This window comes from Azovibrio restrictus DSM 23866 (genome assembly GCF_000429665.1).
In the GTDB taxonomy this organism is placed as follows: domain Bacteria; phylum Pseudomonadota; class Gammaproteobacteria; order Burkholderiales; family Rhodocyclaceae; genus Azovibrio; species Azovibrio restrictus.
In genome coordinates this window covers 54337-74717 of the sequence record NZ_AUCH01000003.1, presented here as the reverse complement: position 1 = coordinate 74717, position 20381 = coordinate 54337, and the positions used below count along the sequence as shown (strand labels likewise).

Below are 20381 nucleotides of genomic sequence, written 5' to 3'. Positions count from 1 at the left end.
TGATTCCATGCAATCCAGTCATTCCAGAAACCAGGGCCGGCGTGCTGCCGGGCTGGAAATCCTTTGCCGTACGGCGGACATGCGTCGCCTGCGGGGCATGCAGCGGGAGCTGCAGCGGGCCAGTGGCGAGCGGCGGGAGAAGCTGCAGGCCGACTTCGCCGCCTTGCTGGCCGCTTCTCAGGCGGCGGTGGAGGAGCGGCGCAGCCGCTTGCCCAGACCCGAGTTCCAGTCCGATCTGCCGGTCAATGAAAAACGGGCGGAAATTGCCGAGCTGATCCGCCTGCATCAGGTGGTGATCGTCTGTGGCGAGACCGGTTCCGGCAAGACCACCCAGCTGCCCAAGATCTGCCTGGAGCTGGGCCGGGGCGCGGCGGGGCTGATCGGCCATACCCAACCCCGGCGGCTGGCGGCCCGCTCGGTGGCTTCCCGCCTGGCCCAGGAACTGCAGACCCAGGTGGGGGCCGGGGTGGGGGTGAAGATCCGCTTCCAGGACCGGACCTCGCCGGAATCCTGGGTGAAGCTGATGACCGACGGCATCCTGCTGGCGGAAACCCAGACCGACCCGACCCTCTCCGCCTACGACACGATCATCATCGACGAGGCCCACGAACGCAGCCTCAACATCGACTTCCTGCTCGGCTACCTGAAGGAGGTGCTGCCCCGGCGGCCCGATCTCAAGCTCCTCATCACCTCCGCCACCATCGACGCGGAGCGCTTCTCCCGGCATTTCGACGGCGCCCCGGTGATCGAGGTGTCCGGCCGCCTGTATCCGGTGGAGCAGCGTTATCGGCCCGTGCAGACGGAGGATGACGACGACGAGCGGGACCTGTTCGATGCCATCGTGGATGCCTGCGACGAACTGGCCCGTTCCGGCCCCGGCGACATCCTGGTGTTCCTGCCCGGGGAGCGGGAAATCCGCGACGCGGCCGAGGCCCTGCGCAAACACCATCCCCAGCACACGGAAATCCTGCCCCTCTTCTCCCGGCTTTCCGCCGCCGAGCAGGACCGCATCTTCAAGCCCTCCGGCGCCCGGCGCATCGTGCTGGCCACCAACGTGGCGGAAACCTCCCTCACCGTGCCCGGCATCCGCTACGTGGTGGATACGGGCCTGGCCCGGGTCAAGCGCTACTCCTACCGCAACAAGGTGGAGCAGCTGCAGGTGGAGAAGGTCAGCCAGGCGGCGGCCCGGCAGCGGGCCGGCCGTTGCGGCCGGGTGGCGGCCGGGGTGTGCATCCGCCTCTACGACGAGGCCGATTTCAACGCCCGCCCCCCCTTCACCGACCCGGAAATCCTGCGCTCGTCCCTGGCCGGGGTGATCCTGAGGATGAAGTCCCTCAAGCTCACCGAGGTGGAGCGCTTCCCCTTCCTGGAGGCGCCGCCGGACAAGGCCATCGGCGACGGCTACACCCTGCTCCAGGAACTGGGCGCCCTGGATGACGAGCGCCGCCTCACCGAGGTGGGCCGCACCCTGGCCCGGCTGCCCCTGGACCCCCGCATCGCCCGCATGATCGTGGCGGCCAAGGAGCGGGGCTGCCTGCGGGAAGTGCTGGTGATCGCCGCGGCGCTGTCCACCCAGGACCCCCGGGAGCGGCCCCAGGACAAGCAGCAGGCGGCGGACGAGAAGCACCGGCGCATCATGTTCCCGGGGGCCGGCGCCCAGGCGAGCGAGAAAAGCTTGGAGGACAAGTCCGAATTCCTGGGCTGGCTCAAGCTCTGGGACTGGTTTGTGCACGAGGTGGAGCACAAGAAATCCAACAAGAAACTGGTGGAGGTCTGCCACGCCAACTTCCTCTCCCACCTGCGTATGCGCGAGTGGCGCGAGGTCCATGGCCAGCTGCATGCCCTGGTGGCGGAATTGGGCTGGAAGGAAAACGAGATTCCCGGCCACTACGAGGCCATCCACAAGGCCCTGCTCACGGGCCTGCTCGGCAACCTGGGCTGCAAGTCCGACGAGACCGGCCACTACCTGGGGGCCCGGGGCATCCGCTACCTGATCCACCCGGCCTCGCCCCTGCAGAAGAAGGCGGGCAAGTGGATCCTCGCCGCCGAGATCACCGAAACCACCCGCCTCTACGGCCGCTGCGTGGCCCGCATCGAACCTGAATGGCTGGAGGAAGTGGGCGCTCACCTTATCAAGCGCAGCTACTTCGATCCTCACTGGGAAAAGAAATCCATGCAGGTGGCGGCCTGGGAGCGCACCACCCTGTACGGGGTGGTCATCACCCCCAAGCGGCGGGTCCATTACGGCCCCATGGCTCCGGCCGAGGGGCGGGAAATCTTCATCCGCCAGGCCCTGGTGGGCGGCGAGGTGGAAGAAAGCTACGCCCGGCGCTGGCCTTTCTGGCAGCACAACCAGAAGCTGATCCGGGAAATCGAGAACCTGGAGCACAAGCAGCGCCGCCAGGATGTGCTGGTGGACGACGAGCTGATCTACGCCTTCTACGACCACCTGATTCCCGAGGGCATCCATAACGGCGCCACCTTCGACCACTGGCGCAAGGAGGCGGAGCGGGAGCAGCCCAAGCTGCTGCACCTCTCCAAGGACGACCTGATGCGCCACTCGGCGGCGGGCATCACCACCGAGGCCTTTCCCCATCACCTCAAGGTGGGCGGGGTCGAGTACCCGCTTGCCTACCACTTTGAGCCCGGCAATGCCCGGGACGGGGTGACCCTGACCGCGCCCCTGGCCCAGTTGAACCAGTTGCCTGCCCTGCGGCTGGAGTGGCTGGTGCCGGGCTTGCTGAAGGAAAAACTGATGCAGCTGATCAAGACCCTGCCCCAGAAGATCCGCGCCAAGCTGGTGCCGGTGCCCGAGTTCGTGGAGGAATTCATCGCCTGGGTCCAGGGCGACCCGAACACCGCCGAACGGCGCATGGGCCAGGGCATCATCCCGCCCCTGATCGAGTTCATCCTAACCGCCCGGGGCCTCAATGCCCGGGGCTGGGCCGTGACCCCGGATGCCTTCCGCCCCGATACCCTGCCGGCCCATTTCTCCATGAACATCCTGCTGGTGGATGAGCACGGCCGGCAGCTGGACATGGGGCGCAACCTGGCCCAGCTGAAAGCCCAATGGGGCAAGGAGGCGCGCCAGGAATTCGCCGAGCTGCACGAGACCCCTTCCGGCTTCACCGGGCTGACGGACTGGACCTTCGGCGCACTGCCGGAGTTGATGGAAGTCCCGGTAGCTGGACAAACGGTGCTCGGCTACCCGGCCTTGCACGACGACGGGGAGACGGTGAGCCTCAAGGTCTACGACGACCAGGAGGAAGCCCAGCGAGTCCATAGCTGGGGCCTGCTGCGCCTCTTCATGCTGCAGTTCCGGGAGCAGGTGAAGTATTTCGAGAAGAACCTGCCGGGCCTCACCCAGATGGCCATGCAATACATGAACCTGGGCTCCAGCGAGGAGCTGAAGCGCCAGCTCATCGACCTGACCTTCGAGCGGGCCTGCCTCACCGAGCCCTGGCCCACGGACGCGGAAAGCTTCAAGGCCCGCTGTGCCGAAGCCAAGCAGCGCCTGGGCCTGCTGATGCAGGAAATCGCCCGCCTGGTGGGGCAGGTGCTCAGCGAGTGGCAGGCCCTGCTGAAGAAGCTGCCCGCCTTCAAGGCCCACGGGGCGGCCCTGGCGGACATCGATGCCCAGGTGAAACGCTTGATGGGCAAACACTTCATTGCCGAGACCCCCTTCGAGCGCTTGCAGCATTTCCCCCGTTACCTGAAGGCGGCCCAGGTGCGGCTCGACAAGCTCAAGGCCGACCCGGCCCGGGACGCCCGGGCCCTGGCCGACTACCAGCCCCTGTGGACCCAGTATGAGCGGCGGGCCCTGGTGCTGGCCAAGCAGGGCCGCTTTGATCCCCAGCTGGAGCAGTTCCGCTGGCTGCTGGAGGAGTTGCGGGTTAACCTCTTCGCTCAGGAACTGAAGACCCCGGTGCCGGTATCGGTCAAACGTTTGCAGAAGATGTGGGAGGGAATCCAGTATGGCTAAGGTGTTGTCGGCCTTGATGAGGAGCTTTGCCAGCCTGGCCCGGCCGGGTCTGTGGCGCTACCTGCTGGCCCCGGCCGGCTTTTCCCTGCTGCTCTGGCTGGGCTTGGCCTGGTTCGGCCTGGGGGAGCTGGTGGCCTGGCTGCTGCAGAACCCGCCCATGACCCTGCTGGCCTCCTGGGGGCTGGTATGGCTGGCCACCTTCCTGGCCTATCTGGGCGGCTGGATGCTGATCTTCGCCCTGGCCTACCTGACCACGGCCATGATCGCGGCGATCTTCGTCCTGCCCTGGCTGCTGGAAAAGGTGGCGGCCCGGGAATACCCGGAGCTGGCGGCCCTGGGCAAGGACAGTTTCGTGGCGGCGGCCTGGAACAGTGTCGTGGCCACCGGCCTGTTCATCCTGGGCTGGTTCGCCAGCCTGCCCCTGTGGCTGATCCCCGGCCTGGGCCTGATCCTGCCCCTGCTGCTCCTGGCCTGGTTCAACCGCAAGACCTTCGCCTTTGACTGCCTGGCAGTTCATGCCACCGAGGCCGAATGGCAGGAAATCCGCCGGGCCCACGCCTGGCCCTTGTTCGTCCTTGGGCTGGTGCTTTCCCTCATGGCCCACGTGCCGCTCCTGGGGCTGCTGGTGCCGGCCCTGTCGGCCCTGGCCTACATCCACTATTGTCTCGAAGCCCTGCGCCAGCTGCGCGGCGGGGCTCTGGTCAGCATCACCCCTCAGCAAATTCAGGAGAGCAGCACGTGAGTCAGCAGAGCAAGGTTTTCGGTCTCGTGGTCATCGGTGACGAGATCATTTCCGGCAAGCGCCAGGACAAGCACTTTGCCGCCGTGGCCGGAATGATGGCGGCCAGGGGGCTGCGCCTGTCCTGGGTCCAGTACCACAGTGACGACCAGGCCCGGCTGGCGGAGGTGTTCCGGCGCAGCATGGCGGCCGGCGAGGTGGTGTTTTCCTGTGGCGGCATCGGCAACACCCCGGATGACTACACTCGCCAGGCGGCCGCCGCCGCCCTGGGGGTGGGGCTTGCCCTGAGCCCGGAGGCCGAGGCCGAACTGCGGCTGCGTTTCGGCGATGAACTGACGGATGTGCGGCGCCTGCTGGGGACTTTCCCCCTGGGTTCCGAGATCATCCCCAACCCCTTCAACCGCATTCCCGGCTTCATGGTGAAGGAACACTACTTCGTGCCCGGCTTTCCTCAGATGGCCCACCCCATGATCGAATGGGCCCTGGATACCTTCTATCGCGATTTGTTCAACCAGCATCCCATGGTGGAGAAGGCTTTCCTGCTCACCGGGGAGATGGCCTACGAGTCGGCCCTGCTGGATTTGATGCAGCACATCGTGGCGGCCTACCCGGAGCTGCGCCTGTTCTCCCTGCCCTCCCTGATCGGTAAGGAGCGCCGGCACCTGGAGCTGGGGGTGGAAGGTGAGGCCAGCCGGGTGGACATGGCCATGGAAGAAATCCGCCAGGAGGTGGAGCGGCGCGGCATCCATTGGGTCTGGCGCGACTGATCCCTGCGACGGCCAGAAGGACGCGTAAACGCACAAAGCCCCGGCATCGACCGGGGCTTTTTGCTGGCCGGGAAGTGGCTTACTTCTTGGCGGCGGCAGCGGCTTTGGAGGCGGCGCTGGTGGCAGCGGCGGCAGCCTGGGTGGTGGTGTTGGCGGCCACCTGCAGGTTGGCTTCGGCGATGTCGGCAGCCTGACGGGCCATGGCGTTCATCTGGTCGAAGGCGCGGCCAGAGGCGTCCAGCATGGACTTCATGGTGGCGGCCAGGATGTCACCGCCGGGAGCGGACTTGGTCTTGTCCAGGTTGGCAGCGGCGGTCTTGGAGAACTGGGCGTACTGGCCTTCGACCACGGAACCTACTTCCTTCTGGACGGAGCTCACCAGGTCATAGACGCTGCGGGTGTAATCCATCCACTTTTCCAGGGCAGGCTGGGCCAGGTTGGCGTTCAGCTTGGACAGCTCGCTGGGGTCCTTGACGGAGAGCAGCTGCTGGGTGTTGCTCACGGCGGTATTGAAGAATTCGCGGGAGGCGGCCATGTTCAGGGCAGCCAGGCGTTCCATGCCGTTGAAGGCGGCGCGCATCAGGGTGGTCATCACTTCGGCGTTGGCCTTCTGGGCGGCGGCCAGTTGTTCGATGTTCGGGGTGCTCATGGTTTCCTCCGGATTGTGGATGGTAAAACCCCCGCCGTAGCGGGGGTTGTGCGGCTATGCCAGAACTTAGGCAGTCTTTTTCTTGGCGGCAGCGGCGGTGGCGCCCACGGCCTTGACAGTGGCGTTGGTGGCGGCGGCCACGTTGGCTTCGGCCATTTCGGAAACCTGCTTGGCAGCCTTGTTCATGCTGTCAAAAGCGGAGTTGGCGGCGGCGATGGCGGACTTGACGGCAGCCACGGCCACATCGGAACCGGCGGGAGAGCTCTTGGAGGCCTGGTCCAGCAGGGAGGCGACTTGCTTCTGGAAGTCGGCGAACTGGGCTTCGACCATCTTGGACAGCTCTTCCTTGGTCTGGGCGGAGATTTCGTACACGCTGCGGGTGTAGGCCACGGCCTTTTCCACATTGGGCTGGGCCAGGGAGGCTTGCAGGGACATGGCTTCCTGCACGTCCTTGGCACCCATCAGGGCCTTGGTGTTGGCGACGGAATCTTCCAGCAGGGAGCGGGCGGTGTTCAGGTTGAGGGCAGCAATGCGCTCGGCGGAAGCCAGGGCGGTGTTGGCCAGGGACAGCATGGAATCAACGGCAGCCTTGTTGGCGACAGCGAATTGCTCGGGAGTGGTGATCATGGTGATGCTCCTATCAAAGGACTAAGGTGGGAAACGCTGGGCCGCAAATGTTGCGTTGCAGCATGAGCCCAATTATAGGAACGAAAATCCGGATGTCAACATATTTTTGTGCGCCGCACAAAGAAGTTTTCCGCTTTGCTTACAAGAGCTTGTAAGGCTCGTGTAAGGGCTTTGTGGCGGTGCTTCAGGGGTGTTCCGGCGGGGTCAGTCCGCCCGTGCTTTTGAGCTGCAGGCCGCTGGGGCCGGAGCTGCCTTCGGCTGCCGGGGCCCCCTTGGTCTTGGGATGGATGGTGGCCTGTACCCGGATGGGCTTTTTCTGGGGGCCTTCCCCGGCGGAAGCCAGGTAGCGTTCGGAAATGGCGTCGTACCAGATGTAGTCGCCCTTCAACCGGTCTTCGCCGCTCTTGATCCAGGCCCGGCGGAAAAATTCCGCCACTTCGGTGCGGGTGTCGTACTCGATGCGTTCCGCTTCCCCTTCGATCCATTCCTCGCTGCCTTCCCGCTTCTGCTTGAAACGGGCCAGCCCCTTGGGGCCGCCGAAGGCGGTGCCGCGCTGGAAGCCGTAGGCATCCTCGCTCACCACGATCTTGTCGGAATGAATGATCAGGGTGCCCTGGGTGAGGATCACGTTGCCTTCCAGCACCTGGACCCGCTTGATGTCGTCGATGGTGACCTTGTCGGCCTCCAGGGCGATGGGTTTTTCCCGGTCGGCCCGTTCGGCCAGGGCGGGGAGGCTGGAGCTCAGGGCGAGGCCGAGCAGCAGGGCCCGGAAAAAGGGAGCGTGGATCATGGTCTGGTCTCGGTCTGGGGCTGACGTTTGCGGAAATACTCGCCGGTGACGCTGGATTGCAGGGAAAAGGTGCCCAGGTTGTTATCCACCTGGACTCCGGTGCCGCGCATCCAGCTTTCGCCCTGGGTGATCTGCACGGGGTGCTGGTTGTAGGCCTTGCCTTCTTCGGGCAGGACGGTCAGTTCCGGTGTCCGGGCCACCATTTCGGCCCGGCCGGCAAAAGCGGCCCGGGTCACCACCACCTCGTCCCGCACCAGCACGTGCTTGCCTTCCTGGGTGACCAGGGCGGTCTTGCCGGTAAGCACCACTTCGGGGGCGTCGGGGCGGTAGCTGGTCAGGCGGGGGGCGACCACCAGGCTGCTTTCGTCATCGGGATAGTGTTCCATGTGGCTGGCCACCAGCTTGTACTTGAGCTGGCCGTCCGGGCCGTGGCGGAACACGGTGAGCTGATCCACCAGAGTGTCCGGGTCGTGGCGGGCCTTGCCGGTGTCGCTGACCAGGGGGACCTCCGTAGCCTGTTCGAGCCAGAAGGACAGCCCGGCCAGGATGCTCAGCACCAGCAGGGGAAAGAGGGTGGAGGCGCCCGGTCTCACGGCTGTGGGGCGGCGGGAGCCTGGAGATAGGGGGCTAGGGCGGCATCCAGCTGCCCCTGGGCCGCCAGGATGAAGTCGCAGATTTCCCGCACGGCACCTTCGCCGCCCCGGCGCTGGCTCACCTGGTGGGCCCGCTGCAGGACGGCGGCGTGACTGTTGGCGGGGGCGGCGCAGAAGCCGCAGGCCAGCATCACCGGTAGATCCACCACGTCGTCCCCCATGTAGCCGGCGGCTTCCCAGGGGAGCTGCAGGGTTTGCAGCAGACGCTCCAGGCATTCCCGCTTGTTTTCCACGCCCTGGTACAGGTGGGGGATGCCCAGGTTGGCGGCCCGGGCTGCCACGGCGCCGGAGCTGCGGCCGGTGATGATGGCCAGGGTGATGCCGGCCTTCTGCAGCTGTTTCAGGCCGTGGCCGTCCAGGGTGTTGAAGGCCTTGAACTCCTTGCCGTCTTCGGTGAAATAGAGGCGCCCGTCGGTCATCACCCCGTCGATGTCGAAGGCCATGAGCTTGAGACGGGCGGCGCGTGCTTCTGCTTGCATCAGATCACCTTGGCACGGAACAGGTCGTGCATGTTGAGGGCGCCCAGGAGCCGGCCATCAGCATCGGCGACCAGGAGCTGGTTGATACGGTGGCGCTCCATCAGGTCCACGGCCTCCACCGCCAGCCGTTCCGGGGCGATGCAGTGGGGGTTGGGGTGCATCAGGCTGCCGATGATGGCGCGTCCCAGGTCCAGGCCCTGGGCGAAGGCCCGGCGCAGATCCCCGTCGGTGAAGATGCCGAGGATGCGGGATTCCGGGTCGGTGATGGCGGTCATGCCCAGGCCCCCCTGGCTCATGGCCAGGATGGCGTCGGTGAGGGGGGCATCGGGATGCACGGTGGGGACCGTGTCGGCCGCGTGCATCACGTCGCGCACGTGGGTGAGCAGGCGCCGGCCCAGGGTGCCGCCCGGGTGGGACAGGGCGAAGTCCTCGGGGCCGAAGCCGCGGGCGTCGAGCAGGGCCACGGCCAGGGCATCTCCCAGGGCCAGGGCGGCGGTGGTGCTGGCGGTGGGGGCCAGGTTCAGGGGGCAGGCTTCCTGGGCGACGCTGGCATCCAGGTGGGCGTCCGCCTCCCGGGCCAGGCTGGAGGCCGGGTTGCCGGTCATGGCGATGAGCTTGGCGCCCTGGCGCTTGATGGCGGGCAGGATGCGCAGCACCTCTTCGGTTTCCCCGGAGTTGGACAGGGCCAGGAACACATCGGAGCCCTGGACCATGCCCAGGTCCCCGTGGCTGGCTTCGCCGGGATGGACGAAATAGGCGGGGGTGCCGGTGCTGGCCAGGGTGGCGGCGATCTTGCGCGCCACGTGCCCGGACTTGCCCATGCCGCTGACGATGACCCGGCCACTGCTGGCCAGGATCAGTTCCACGCTGCGGCTGAAATCCCCGTTCAGGCGGGGAATCAGCGCCAGCAGGGCATCGGCTTCGATGCGCAGGGTCCGGGCGGCCAGGTCCACGGCCCGGCTCGGCGAGGCGGGGGGGCGGGACGGGGTGGAGGCTGCGGAAGGGCTTGGGGCCATGGGATGCGAGCGTTTATGATTACTCTGGATTATAACAACACCGCCCCGGCTCCCCATGAATACGCTGCAATTGACCCTCGTCCTCCTGGGAGCCTCGGTGCTGGCGGTGGTCCTGTTCCGCCGCATCAACCTGCCACCGGTGCTGGGCTACCTGCTGGTGGGTACCCTGATCGGCCCCCATGCCTTCAACCTCATGAAGGATGTTTCCGGGGCCCAACATCTGGCCGAGTTCGGCGTGGTGTTCCTGATGTTCTCCATCGGCCTGGAATTCTCCCTGCCCAAGCTGCATACCATGCGGCGTACGGTATTCGGCCTGGGGCTGGCCCAGGTGGCGGTGACCATGGGGGCGGTCACCGCCCTGTCCCTGGTGTTCGGCCACTCCTGGCAGCTGGGCCTGGCCCTGGGGGGCATCCTCTCCATGTCTTCCACCGCCGTGCTCTCCAAGCTGCTGGCGGAGCGCATGGAGCTGGACGCGCCCCATGGCCGCGACGTGATCGGGGTGCTGCTGTTCCAGGACCTGGCCGTGGTGCCCCTGCTGATCCTGCTGCCCTCCCTGTCCAAGCCCCCCGAACAGATGGCGATGCTGATGGGCATCGCCCTGGTCAAGGCGGTCGTGGTGCTGTCCCTGATCCTGTTCTTCGGCCAGCGGCTGATGCGCAAGTGGTTCCATTTCGTGGCCCGGGCCCGGTCCTCGGAAATCTTCGCCCTGAACGTGCTCCTGATCACCCTGTCCCTGGCCTATGTCACCGAACTGGCCGGCCTGTCCCTGGCCCTGGGGGCCTTCGTGGCCGGGATGCTGATTTCCGAGACCGAGTACAAGCTGCAGGTGGAGGAGGACATCAAGCCCTTCCGGGATGTGCTCATGGGCCTGTTCTTCGTCACCATCGGCATGAAGCTGGACATGCCCATCCTGTTGCGCAACTGGTGGGCGGTGCTCGGGGTCCTGGCCGGGCTGCTGCTGCTCAAGGGGGTGATTGTCGGCCTGGTGGCCCGACGCATGGGCTCCTCCCCCGGCAACTCGATCCGCGCCGCCCTATGGCTGTGCGCCGGGGGCGAGTTCGGCTTCGTGCTGCTCGGCGAAGCCGGGCGCATTCCCCGGCACGTGGAGCAGGTGGTGCTCTCGGCCCTGGTCCTGTCCATGCTCGTGGCCCCCTTCATCGTCCATTACTGCGAGCGCATCGTGACCCGTTTCGCGGGCAGTGAATGGCTGCTCAAGTCCATGCAGCTGACCCAGCTGGCGGCCAGCAGCATGGCCACGGAAAAGCACGCCATCATCTGCGGCTTTGGCCGCAGCGGCCAGTTCCTGGCCCGTTTCCTGGCCCAGGAAGGGGTGGATTACGTGGCCCTGGACCTGGACCCGGAGCGGGTGCGTGCAGCGGCGGCGGCCGGTGAGAGTGTGGTCTTTGCCGATGCGACCCGGCGGGAGTCCCTGCTGGCGGCGGGGCTGCAGCGGGCCAGCGTGGTGATCGTCTCGGTGGACGACACCCGGGGGGCGGAGAAAATCCTTCAGCATGTGCGTGATTACCGGCCCGAACTGCCGGTGGTGGTGCGTACCCTGGACGAGCGGGATTTCGAGCGGCTCTCCAAGGCCGGGGCCACCGAGGTGGTGCCCGAATCCCTGGAAGCCAGCCTGACCCTGGCCTCCCATGCCCTGGTGCTGGTGGGGGTGCCCCTGAACCGGGTGCTGCGCCGGGTGCGCGACACCCGCAGTGCCCGTTATCAGCTGCTGCGGGGCTTCTTCCACGGGGTGAGCGACCGGGAGGATGAGGAGGAGCAGCCCCGGCTACGCTCGGTCTGGCTGGGGCCGGGCTCGGGCAGCATCGGCCTGTCCCTGGAAGAAATGGACCTGGGGGCCCTGGGCTGCGAGGTGAGCGCCATCCGCCGCCGGGGCATCAAGGCCGTGGAGCCCACCCCGGAAACCCGGCTCAAGGCAGGGGATGTGGTGGTGCTCCTGGGGCTCCCCGCCGGCCTGACGGCTGCCGAGGAGCGTCTGCTACGCGGCGCCCGGGCCCGGGTCTGAGCCGGCCGGCCCCGGGGGCCGGCCATCTTCCTAGATGGATTTGCAGATGATGTAGATCTGGTTGCCGTCATCCACGTAAGTACTGTCGGCGGCGGGCACGGCGCCACCGGCGGCCGGATTCAGGGCGGCCTGGGCCTGGCCGCGGATGGTGCCGGTGGCCGGTGAGCCATCGTCCATCTGGGCGTCGATGGAGCTGGCGATCTTGGCTGGCAGGTTGCTGCTGCAGATCACGTGGCCCTGCATGCCGAAGGCCCCGGCCTGGATGCCGGTGAAGCCGCCCACGGCATTCTGGGGCGCATCGGCGCTGCTGCCGGCGCCGGTAACCAGGCCGGCGGAGCGCAGGTGCTGCCAGAGCAGGGAGGATTCATTCTCGCCGCTGCAGGCGCTGCCGCTGCCGGCGCCCACCGCCGCGGTGCCGTTGTAGGTGCCGCAGATCACCCCGTTGCCGTCGCCGCCCTTGAGGCCGGTCCAGCGGGCTTCGACGATGCTGCTCTTTTCGTCTCCTGGCAGGGCCCGATAGCGGTCCTGGTAGGCATAGACGGCGGCGGAGACGCCGTTCAGGTCGTTGATGACGTTCTTGATCTTGGCCTGGGTGATCAGTTCCTGGCCCTTGAGCACACCGCCCAGCAAAAGGCCGATAATGACCAGCACGATGGCGATCTCCACCAGGGTGAAACCGGATTGGTGACGGGGTTTCATGATGAGCTCCTCCAGTAGGGTCTGACGCTGGTTGTCCTGCATGAACCATGCCTGGGAGATCAAGGGGGTTTCGCCCGGTTTTTGCTGCCAGGTGTCCGGATTTCGACAGGGGGTGTGCAAGCGATGGACAAACAGGCCTATCCCGGCCCGGCCCGCTGGCTCCTGCAGCGGCCCCAGCTGCTGCTGGCCGGGCATCTGATCATCGTGCATGTGCTGGTGTTCGGGCTCCAGGCGTCCCTGGAGGCCCGGCTCATCCTCTGGCCCATGGCCATGGGCCTGTTCCTGCTCTGGCAGCCGCTGGTGGCGGGGGGGCAGCGGCTCGGGCTGTTCCAGACCCTGGCCCTGGTGCTCCTGGTCTGCCTCTGGGCCCTGGTGCTCAACCCCTGGCTGCTGCTGCTCTGGTGCGCCACCCTGGCGGCCCTGATCGCCGGGCGGGGGCTGCGTCTGGGCGGGGGGCGGCACCGCCTGGGCCTGCTGCTCGCCTTTGCCTACCTGCTCTGCCTGATGATGCTGGGCCTGATTCCCCTGCTGCCCCGGGATCCCGCCCTGCTCGGCGCCCTGCCCCGGGAGGCCTTTGCCTGGTGGCTGCCCCTGCTGCCCGGCTGCCTGCTCCTGCTGCCCGGCAGCCGGGAGGACTGCGAGCAGCCGGTGGACTTCATCCACAGTCTGCTGATCTTCCTGCTCCTGGCCGTCTTCATGCTCGGCAGTCTGGCGGTCACCTTCCTGGATGGACAGGGGTATGGCTGGTCCCTGTTCATCACCTCCCTGAGCCTGGGTGGCGGCCTGTTGCTGCTGGCCTGGGCCTGGAATCCCCGGGCCGGTTTTGCCGGAATCGGGGCGGCCCTGGGGCGTTACCTGCTGTCCCTGGGCATGCCCATGGAAGCGTGGGTGCGCTGGTTGAGTGAGGCGAGCGAGCGCAGCGACGATCCGGAGGCCTTCCTGGAAGCCGCCCTGGGGCGTCTGCAGCAGCTGCCCTGGATCACCGGCGTCAGCTGGCAGGGGCCGGACGGGGCGGGCAGCCAGGGGGCAAAGGGGCTGGGCCGGCAGCGCTGCTGTGCGGCCGGGCTGTGCCTGGAGCTCCATTTTCGCCAGCCCCCGGGGGCGGTCCTGCGCTGGCATTGCGACTGGCTGCTGCGGCTCCTGCTGGCTTTCTACCAGGTCAAACGCCAGGCCCGGGAGCTGCAGCTGCTCAACTACGAGAAGGCCATCCATGAGACCGGGGCCCGGGTTACCCATGACGTGAAGAACATCCTCCAGGCCCTGCAGAACCTTTGTTATGCGGCCGGTCAGGGGGGCGACAGCGCCGCCCTGGGGCGGCTGATCCAGCGCCAGCTGCCGGCCCTGGCCGAGCGCCTGCAGGGAACCCTGGGACGCCTGCAGCAGCCTCGGGCGCAGCCGCCGGGCGGCTGGCTGCCGGTGCGTGCCTGGTGGCAGGCCCGTCAGGCGGCGCAGGGTGAGACGGGCATCAGTTGCCAGGCCCCGGCCGAGGCGCTGGAACAGGCGGGCGCCATGCCGGTGCCCGGGGAGCTCTTCGACAGTGTGCTGGAAAACCTGCTCGACAACGCCCGGGCCAAGAGCCGCCGGGAGCCGGGGCTGCACATCCGGCTCCGCCTGGTGCACCGGGAGGGCTGGGGCCTGGAGGTGGAGGATGACGGCAGCCCCGTGCCCGCAGCCCTGGCCCGGAAGCTCATGCTGGCCCCGGTGCCGTCCGAGGATGGCCTGGGCATTGGCCTGTATCAGGGAGGGCGGCAGGCCGCCCTGGGGGGCTACCGACTGGAACTGCAGTGCAATGAACCGGGGCGGGTGGTGTTTGCCCTGGTGCCGGCAGCGGGGCCGGGGACATCTCCGGCCTGAGTGCTGCTCAGGAAGCCTGATCCGGCTCCAGGTCTCCGGCCAGGCGGTACACGGTGGTGTTGCCCTTGCCCTTCAGGTACAGCACCTGGGGCTCGTGGAAGCGGTAATGGTCGCGCAGGCGGCGGTAGGTGGTTTCATCCACCTGGATCATGCCGGGCACCCCTTCGGCGGTGATGCGGCTGGCGAGGTTTACCGTGTCGCCCCAGAGGTCGTAGATGAACTTCTTCTTGCCCACCACCCCGGCCACCACGGGGCCGGTGCCGATGCCGATCCGGATTTCCACGTGGCGTTCGTTGGTCGGCCCGTTGACGGCCAGAAGCTGGCGCATCTCCAGGGCCATGCGGGCCATGGCCAGGGTGTAGTCCTCTTCTTCCGTGTTCAGGCCCCCGGCCACCATGTAGGCATCCCCTATGGTCTTGATCTTCTCCAGGCCGTTTCTTTCCGCCAGCTCGTCGAAGCAGGAAAAGATGCGGTTCAGCATGGAGAACACCTGGCGGGGGGAGAGTCCTTCCGCCACGTGGGTGAAATTGACGATGTCTACGAACATTACCGTCACATCGGCGAAGCCGTCGGCGATGGTCTGGTCCTCGTGCTTGAGGCGCTCCGCGATGGGGGCGGGCAGGATGTTGAGGAGCAGGCGCTCGGAGCGGGCCTGTTCCTCCTGCAGGCGGGCGTGGGCCTCTTCCAGTCGGGCCCGGGCCTTGAGTTTTTCCTGGGTGGCGTAACGCAGGAGCAGGTAGGCGATGCTGGAGACGGCGGCGAAGTTGAGGGCGAAGAAGAACAGGCTGGTATGCACGGGCACGGCCAGGGGGGGCTGGGCCGCGGCCAGGTAGATGTCGATGGCTCCGGTGAGGCCGGTGAGGAACAGGAAGGCCACGAACCAGGCCAGGGATTCCCTGGGGCTGCAGATCAGCACCGCCCCCACCGGGGCCAGCAGGCCCCAGAGACTGATGCCGCTGGCGTTGATGAAGTTGCCCATGCTCCATTGCAGGGCGAAGGGGGCAAACAGCAGCAGGCCCAGCTGGGTGTGGCGGAACAGGCCGAAATGGCGGTGCTTCAGGAACAGCAGCAGGTTGCCCACCAGGAGCAGCTGGAAGCTGAGGGCCGGGGTGCTGGAAAAGCGGGGCCCCAGCTGCCAGTACAGCAGCAGCCATACCATGGAGGCCAGGGAAACCAGCCCGGTGGCGAAGATGAGCAGGGACTTCTGCAGGCGCAGGCTGTCCGTATCTTCCGGGTTCAGGCCCAGCCAGGTCAGGCGGGGGGAAGGGGGCTGGGGCTCGGTGGTCATGGTCAGAGCTGGCGTCCGGCGGCAATCAGGCGGCTGATCAGGATGGGGCGTGCGAGCCACTGTAGCAGATCATCGAAGCCGGGCGTCGGCGTACCCGCCTGGTAGCGCCCGTTGCTGGCCTCGTAACTCAGGTTTTCCCCGTCCGCCCGACCATTGGGGCCGAGGCTGTAGAACAGGGCCACCGGCCGTTCGAGGCTGGTGGTCAGTGATTCCCCCGCGTGGTTCTGCACCAGCAGGGCATCGCTGCCGGTGAAGCCCGTGCCCAGGTTGATGGGGGCGGCGCCGTTGGCGAACAGGGCGTTCACCCGGTAGCGCCAGCGCTGTTCCCAGGGGTCGGTCTCCAACAGGCCCAGGGATTTGAAGGGCAGGTAACCCTCCTGGGCGGTGCTGGTGCAACTGGTTTCGGCCACCCCGTAGCCGGCAGCGGTACGGTCCGTGTCCGTGTCCGGGCAGGGCAGGGAGCCGTGGATGGCGGCGTAGCCCAGCAGGGCTTCGCGGATGTCGTGCAGGCTGGATTCGGCCTGGCGCAGCTTCTGGACTTCCCGCTGGGCCGAGAGGGGAAACACCAGTCCTCCCACCAGCAGGGCCAGGATGATCATCACCACCGCCAGTTCGGTGAGGGTGAAGCCGCGTGGCACGGGTTTCATGCACATCCTTTCAGGGCCAGGATGGCCGCCTGGCAGGCGGCGGGGTTGAGGGAGCCCAGGCAGGGCTGGGCCAGGAAGGCATCGGCTGCCCCCCGGCAGGCGCAGCCGGCCAGCTGCTGCCGGGCCATCTGGCATGTGGGGGCGATGTCCGGGCCGTTCCGGCAGAGGTTCTGCTGGCCGCTGACCCGGGCCAGCAGCTTGTCGGCTTCCGCCTGGCAGTTCAGGTTGCCACAGTTGCTGACCAACTTGAAGCCCGGGGCCGCGGCCGTGGGGCCCTGGATGCAGACGATCTGGTCATTGCCGGCTAGTTCCAGCTGCTGGCCGCCCAGTTGCAGGGTGGTGGCGTTCTGGCCTTCCAGGTAGTTGGCCGGGTCCATGCGCTCGCTGCTCTGGTGGCGCTGCTGCCCGGCCAGGGGCGCGCCGGCGTAGATCAGGGCTGCCGCATAGGGCTGGCCATTAACCTGCAGGCACTGCTCCGGGTTCAGGTCGCAATCCACGGCGGGCAGGGCGGCCGGGGCGAAACCCGGGGCTACCAGATAGAACAGGTGGTCCTTCCACTTGTCCCACCAGCCGTCGCTGCTATTGACGTACCCGGCTCCGTCGCTGGGGGTGGGGTAGCCGGCGGCGGGCAGCAGTTCCGGGCAGTTGTCGCTGCGCAGCAGGCGGCAGGCGGAGTGGGTCGGGTCCGCTGGCAGACAGCCGGGCAGGGTGCCCAGGGTGCTTTGCAGCACCTGCTGGGAGCGGCCCACCGAAAACGGGGGACGGCCTTCCTGGCGCAGGGCCTGGTCGGCCAGCTTGTCGTTGCGGAAGGTGTCCGGTGCCGGGGCGTTCAGGCTCAGGGGCGCGGCCCAGGGCAGGCGCTGCCAGCTGTTGTGTTCCCCGAAACGGATCAGGCAGGCGGCCAGCCGCTGGGTCAGGGCGATGCCGCTGCCCGGGTAGCTGGCATCGAACAGGGGCCGGGGGAGCGGTGGGCGGCGGGCGATACGGCCCTCGAACAGCTCGCTGGGGCTGATCCAGACCAGGCGGTCGTTGAAGAACTCGCCCGGGGTGCCGGCGATCAGCCGGGTCAGGCCTTCGGCGCTGCTGTCGGGGGTGCTGTTGTCTATGCCCTGGAGCACATCCAGGAACTGCTTGGGGTCGTAGTCGAGGCGGCACTCGCCGCCCTGATGCTGGCGGACCTGTCCGGCCAGGGGCGGTCCCGGGGCGAACAGCACTGCCACCGGTCGCTCCCCGGGCTGGGCGCCGGCGATGATCTGGCTGCCGTCCGGCCCGAGGATCTGGAACTGGCCGGGAATGTCCGGGTTGAGCAGGTCAGCCTTGGGATTGGCCTTGTAGTTGCCGGACACCGCGTACCACAGGCATTCGCCGCTGCCGTCCCGGGGCGGGGGGATGCCCAGGCTGCGCCAGGGGAAGTGGCCCACCACGGTGACCCCCTTGGCGCCGCAGCTGCCGGCCTCGGTGCCCTCGTGGCCCAGGGGGCTGCCGGTGTCCGGGCAGGGCAGGTGGCCGGGCACGAAGGCGGCCCGGGGCGGACTGCCCTTCAGGTGATATTCCGGGTAGGCCGCGCCGTAACCCAGCAGGGCTTCCTTGGCCTGGGCCAGGGCCTGGTCGGTGGCCCGGTCCCGGGCCGGGAAGGCGCTGCTGCGGCTGGCGGGCTGCTGCAGCAGCCAGGTGAGCCCCCCCAGGGCCAGGGCCAGCAGCAGGATCAGCAGGGCGGCACCGGACTGGCGCGGGGCGGGCATGGGGAAATCCTTCAGGGGCGCGGGGCGGAGCGGGGGGGATTGACGGTGATCCGGCCGCCCCGCAGCAGATCCTCGCCGCTTCCTTCCGGGCCGGGGAGGTGTTCGCCGACCCGCGGCCCGGCCGGGGGGGTGCCGGTCTGGGGCGCCCCGTCCAGCCACAGGGTGGCCGGGCCCTGGCTGGGCTGCACCAGGCCCTGGTAGTGGCGGCCCCGGTCCTGGCCGGGCGCCGGGTTCCGGTGTTTCTCCACTTCCAGCCGGGCCCGTTCCTCCGGGGTGTGAAACAGCCGCCCGGCGGGCTGGGCCGCCAGGGGGGGGCTGCCGACCAACAGGAGCAGCAGGGGTAGCAGGGGCCGGAAGCGCAGGAGCTTCATGGGGGATTGCCTCCAGGCAGCTGGCCGGTGATCCAGTCCAGCTTGCAGCGGGCCAGGATGTTGGGGCCCGGTTGGGGCGGCTGGGGGCGGCCGGGGTTGCGCTGCAGCTCGCATTCCCGGGCCAGCACCAGGGCCCGGCTGCGGCTGGAGAGGGCCTGCAGGAAGGGTTGCAGCTCCAGTTCATGGTTGAGGCCCAGCTGCAGCTGCATGGGGCTGGCCAGGAAACGCCCCTGGCCGTCTTCCAGGGCGCGTTGGGGCTGGAACTCGTATTGCATGGCAGGGATCGCCAGGCGGTTCCTGGTCTGGCGCAGCAGCTCCACCCATTCCAGGCGGTTTTCCCGGGCAAAGAAGCCCTGGGCCTGGAGGGCCTGCAGCCGCTGGCCGGCCTGCTGCAGTTCTGCGGCCTCGGCCCGGGCCTGGTCCAGCCGCTGGCGGATCTGCTGCAGTTTTTCCCGGCTCTGGTCCCGGGCCTGGGCGGCGCGGCTGGCTTCCTGCCAGCCCCAGTAGGCGGGGGCGATGCCCAGGGCGGCCAGCGCCAGGGCCAGCAGCAGGGTGGGCCAGAGCTGTCGGAGCTGTGCCTGCAGGGGGCTCATGGCTGCTGCTCCCAGTAGAGGCGCAGGCGGAAGCCGGGGGCGGGGGCGCCGTCCGCATCCTGATCGCCGCCGCGCAGGGGCTTGTCCGGCGCCATGTCCACCGGATGGCTCAGGACCTCGCTGCGGATGCCCCGGTTGTCCAGGGCCAGCAGCAGGCGTTCGAAGTGCTGCACCTGCTGCCGGGGATCGCCGGGGGGCAGACTGCCTTCCACGGTCAGGCTGCTCTGCCGGCCTTCCCATTGCCAGAACAGCCGCTCCAGGCGGGCTTCCGGCACCCCGTCCAGGGCGTGGCTCAGAACTACCATGGCCTGGCTGGGGGCCTGGCGTTGCCGCATCCGGTCATACTGGTCCAGCAGGCGGCGCAATTGTTCCTGGTCCAGGCTGAGGCCGGGGATGCCGGCCAGCAATTGCCCGTACTCGGTCTGCAGCTTGCCGGCGGCGGCTTCCATGCGGGCCTGTTCGCCCTGCATGAGGCGGATGCTGTTCAGCTCCCGTCCCAGGAGCAGCAGGCCGCCGGCCAGGATGATCAGGCCCAGCCCCAGCAGCCCCCGGCGCAGCCGGGCCAGCTGGTAATCCTGGCGCAGCAGGGCCGGGGCAAACTGGTGCCGGGGGGGATGGCTGGCGAGCAGGTGCAGGAACAGGGGGTCCGCCAGACTGTCTTCCGGCACCCAGTGGCAGCCCAGGCGGCTGGCGGCCTGTCCCAGCTCCAGGGGCTGGAACACCAGGGGGCCCTGGCTCAGGCAGGTCCGGCCCACGGCTTCCAGGGCCCGTTGCTGTACCAGGGGGCAGACGGTGAGCTGTTCATCCCGGCCAATCAGGCGCTGGCTGGTCAGGTACTGGTGCAGCTTGTGGGCTTCCGCAGCGATGCTGCCGGCCATGCCGGCGATGCTGCTGTCGGCCAGGGGGGTGAGCCGGGAGAATACGGTCTCCCCGCCCATCACCAGGCTTTGCCGCAGCCCATGGGGGTGCACGGTGAGCACCAGGCAACGTTCCAGGGGAAGGTCGAGCAGGCGGCACAGGGTGCCGGTGAGCTGCGGCAGGCTGTAGAGCCCGGCGAAGGGAATGTGTCCCTGTTGCAGCAGTTGCAGCCAGGGCTCCAGCAGGGCCGGCTGGGTCAGGGCGGCCAGCAGCACCCGTTCTTCCTTGCGGTGGGTCTGCAGATGCCCCAGGGAGGTTTCCAGGACGTAGGGGGTGCCGAAGAAATGCTGGGCCTGCCGCCGTTCCAGCACGGCCCGCCGGTCCTTGCCGCGCAGGTAGGGCAGGGTTTCCACCTGAAAGCCCTCTTCGGCCAGGTTCGCCAGCAGCCGCAGCTGGGTGTCCCGGTGGGCTTCCAGCCAGCGGGCCAGGGCTGCCTGGCCGGCACTGCCCAGGGGGTGGCGGGCCTGTTCCTGGAGTTCGCCCTGGTGCCAGCGGTAGAGACCGAGCTGGTGGCTGTCCAGGAGCAGGAGGTGTTGGGCGCCCATGA

At 68.0% G+C, this 20381-nt stretch carries 18 protein-coding genes; 5 read left to right on the top strand and 13 right to left on the bottom strand.

The genetic code is table 11. The features are described 5' to 3' along the window. Nucleotides 1-7 precede the first annotated feature (7 nt). Genes hrpA through G474_RS0104005 form a run of 3 tightly spaced genes read left to right on the top strand, consistent with a single transcriptional unit; the run spans nucleotide 8 to nucleotide 5488 of the window. The gene (gene hrpA / locus G474_RS0104015; RefSeq protein ID WP_169729489.1) at nucleotides 8-3982 is read left to right on the top strand and encodes an ATP-dependent RNA helicase HrpA; all 3975 of its coding nucleotides are present in this window, start codon (nucleotides 8-10) and stop codon (nucleotides 3980-3982) included. Continuing rightward, nucleotides 3975-4724: an EI24 domain-containing protein gene (locus tag G474_RS0104010; protein WP_026685854.1), complete on the top strand. Its 750-nt coding sequence runs from the start codon at nucleotides 3975-3977 to the stop codon at nucleotides 4722-4724. Before hrpA ends, G474_RS0104010 begins: the two co-directional genes overlap by 8 nt. Beyond that, nucleotides 4721-5488, top strand: a complete 768-nt coding sequence (locus tag G474_RS0104005) for a competence/damage-inducible protein A (protein ID WP_026685853.1) — start codon at nucleotides 4721-4723, stop codon at nucleotides 5486-5488. The genes G474_RS0104010 and G474_RS0104005 overlap by 4 nt, the downstream gene beginning before the upstream one ends. A gap of 79 nt (nucleotides 5489-5567) precedes the next feature. Here G474_RS0104005 and G474_RS0104000 read toward each other — a convergent pair whose 3' ends face one another. From G474_RS0104000 to G474_RS0103975, 6 genes are all read right to left on the bottom strand, one after another. Continuing rightward, on the bottom strand, nucleotides 5568-6137 hold the full coding sequence (locus G474_RS0104000) for a phasin family protein (protein WP_026685852.1): 570 nt from the start codon (nucleotides 6135-6137) through the stop codon (nucleotides 5568-5570). A gap of 66 nt (nucleotides 6138-6203) precedes the next feature. After that, nucleotides 6204-6764 carry a phasin family protein gene (locus G474_RS0103995; RefSeq protein WP_026685851.1) on the bottom strand — a complete coding sequence of 187 codons (561 nt, stop codon included), beginning with the start codon at nucleotides 6762-6764 and terminating at the stop codon, nucleotides 6204-6206. A 184-nt stretch (nucleotides 6765-6948) separates the two neighbouring features. Further along, on the bottom strand, nucleotides 6949-7554 hold the full coding sequence (lptA, locus tag G474_RS19440) for a lipopolysaccharide transport periplasmic protein LptA (RefSeq protein ID WP_043463177.1): 606 nt from the start codon (nucleotides 7552-7554) through the stop codon (nucleotides 6949-6951). Beyond that, a complete protein-coding gene (gene lptC, locus G474_RS0103985) occupies nucleotides 7551-8147 on the bottom strand; it encodes an LPS export ABC transporter periplasmic protein LptC (protein WP_026685850.1) in 597 nt (198 codons plus the stop codon). The genes lptA and lptC overlap by 4 nt, the downstream gene beginning before the upstream one ends. Then, nucleotides 8144-8686: a KdsC family phosphatase gene (locus G474_RS0103980; RefSeq protein ID WP_026685849.1), complete on the bottom strand. Its 543-nt coding sequence runs from the start codon at nucleotides 8684-8686 to the stop codon at nucleotides 8144-8146. The genes lptC and G474_RS0103980 overlap by 4 nt, the downstream gene beginning before the upstream one ends. Then, complete coding sequence (locus tag G474_RS0103975; RefSeq protein WP_026685848.1) at nucleotides 8686-9702, bottom strand: KpsF/GutQ family sugar-phosphate isomerase; 1017 nt, start codon at nucleotides 9700-9702, stop codon at nucleotides 8686-8688. The genes G474_RS0103980 and G474_RS0103975 overlap by 1 nt, the downstream gene beginning before the upstream one ends. Before the next feature lie 55 nt (nucleotides 9703-9757). Between G474_RS0103975 and G474_RS0103970 the strand changes: the two genes are divergently transcribed. Beyond that, complete coding sequence (locus G474_RS0103970) at nucleotides 9758-11722, top strand: monovalent cation:proton antiporter family protein (RefSeq protein WP_026685847.1); 1965 nt, start codon at nucleotides 9758-9760, stop codon at nucleotides 11720-11722. A 30-nt stretch (nucleotides 11723-11752) separates the two neighbouring features. Here the strand turns inward: G474_RS0103970 and G474_RS0103965 are convergent, their stop codons facing one another. Further along, a complete protein-coding gene (locus G474_RS0103965; RefSeq protein ID WP_026685846.1) occupies nucleotides 11753-12421 on the bottom strand; it encodes a prepilin-type N-terminal cleavage/methylation domain-containing protein in 669 nt (222 codons plus the stop codon). 123 nt (nucleotides 12422-12544) lie between these two features. On the opposite strand from G474_RS0103965, the gene G474_RS19435 reads away from it, so the two are divergent. Continuing rightward, nucleotides 12545-14275, top strand: a complete 1731-nt coding sequence (locus tag G474_RS19435) for a histidine kinase (protein WP_043463168.1) — start codon at nucleotides 12545-12547, stop codon at nucleotides 14273-14275. 7 nt (nucleotides 14276-14282) lie between these two features. On the opposite strand, the gene G474_RS0103955 is transcribed toward G474_RS19435, so the two are convergent. The 6 genes from G474_RS0103955 to G474_RS0103930 are packed head-to-tail and all read right to left on the bottom strand — an operon-like array spanning nucleotide 14283 to nucleotide 20379. Beyond that, nucleotides 14283-15563: an adenylate/guanylate cyclase domain-containing protein gene (locus tag G474_RS0103955; protein ID WP_043463166.1), complete on the bottom strand. Its 1281-nt coding sequence runs from the start codon at nucleotides 15561-15563 to the stop codon at nucleotides 14283-14285. Between the two features lie 2 nt (nucleotides 15564-15565). Then, entirely contained in the window at nucleotides 15566-16210 is a 645-nt protein-coding gene (locus G474_RS0103950) for a type II secretion system protein (protein ID WP_051281822.1), read from the bottom strand. Further along, on the bottom strand, nucleotides 16207-17952 hold the full coding sequence (locus tag G474_RS23745; protein WP_051281820.1) for a hypothetical protein: 1746 nt from the start codon (nucleotides 17950-17952) through the stop codon (nucleotides 16207-16209). Before G474_RS23745 ends, G474_RS0103950 begins: the two co-directional genes overlap by 4 nt. An 11-nt stretch (nucleotides 17953-17963) precedes the next feature. Next, nucleotides 17964-18323 (bottom strand): hypothetical protein, encoded by a 360-nt coding sequence (locus G474_RS19425; RefSeq protein ID WP_051281818.1) that lies wholly within the window; start codon nucleotides 18321-18323, stop codon nucleotides 17964-17966. Next, on the bottom strand, nucleotides 18320-18916 hold the full coding sequence (locus tag G474_RS0103935; RefSeq protein WP_026685843.1) for an HlyD family secretion protein: 597 nt from the start codon (nucleotides 18914-18916) through the stop codon (nucleotides 18320-18322). The genes G474_RS19425 and G474_RS0103935 overlap by 4 nt, the downstream gene beginning before the upstream one ends. Beyond that, nucleotides 18913-20379: a hypothetical protein gene (locus tag G474_RS0103930; RefSeq protein ID WP_026685842.1), complete on the bottom strand. Its 1467-nt coding sequence runs from the start codon at nucleotides 20377-20379 to the stop codon at nucleotides 18913-18915. Before G474_RS0103930 ends, G474_RS0103935 begins: the two co-directional genes overlap by 4 nt. Nucleotides 20380-20381 lie beyond the last annotated feature (2 nt).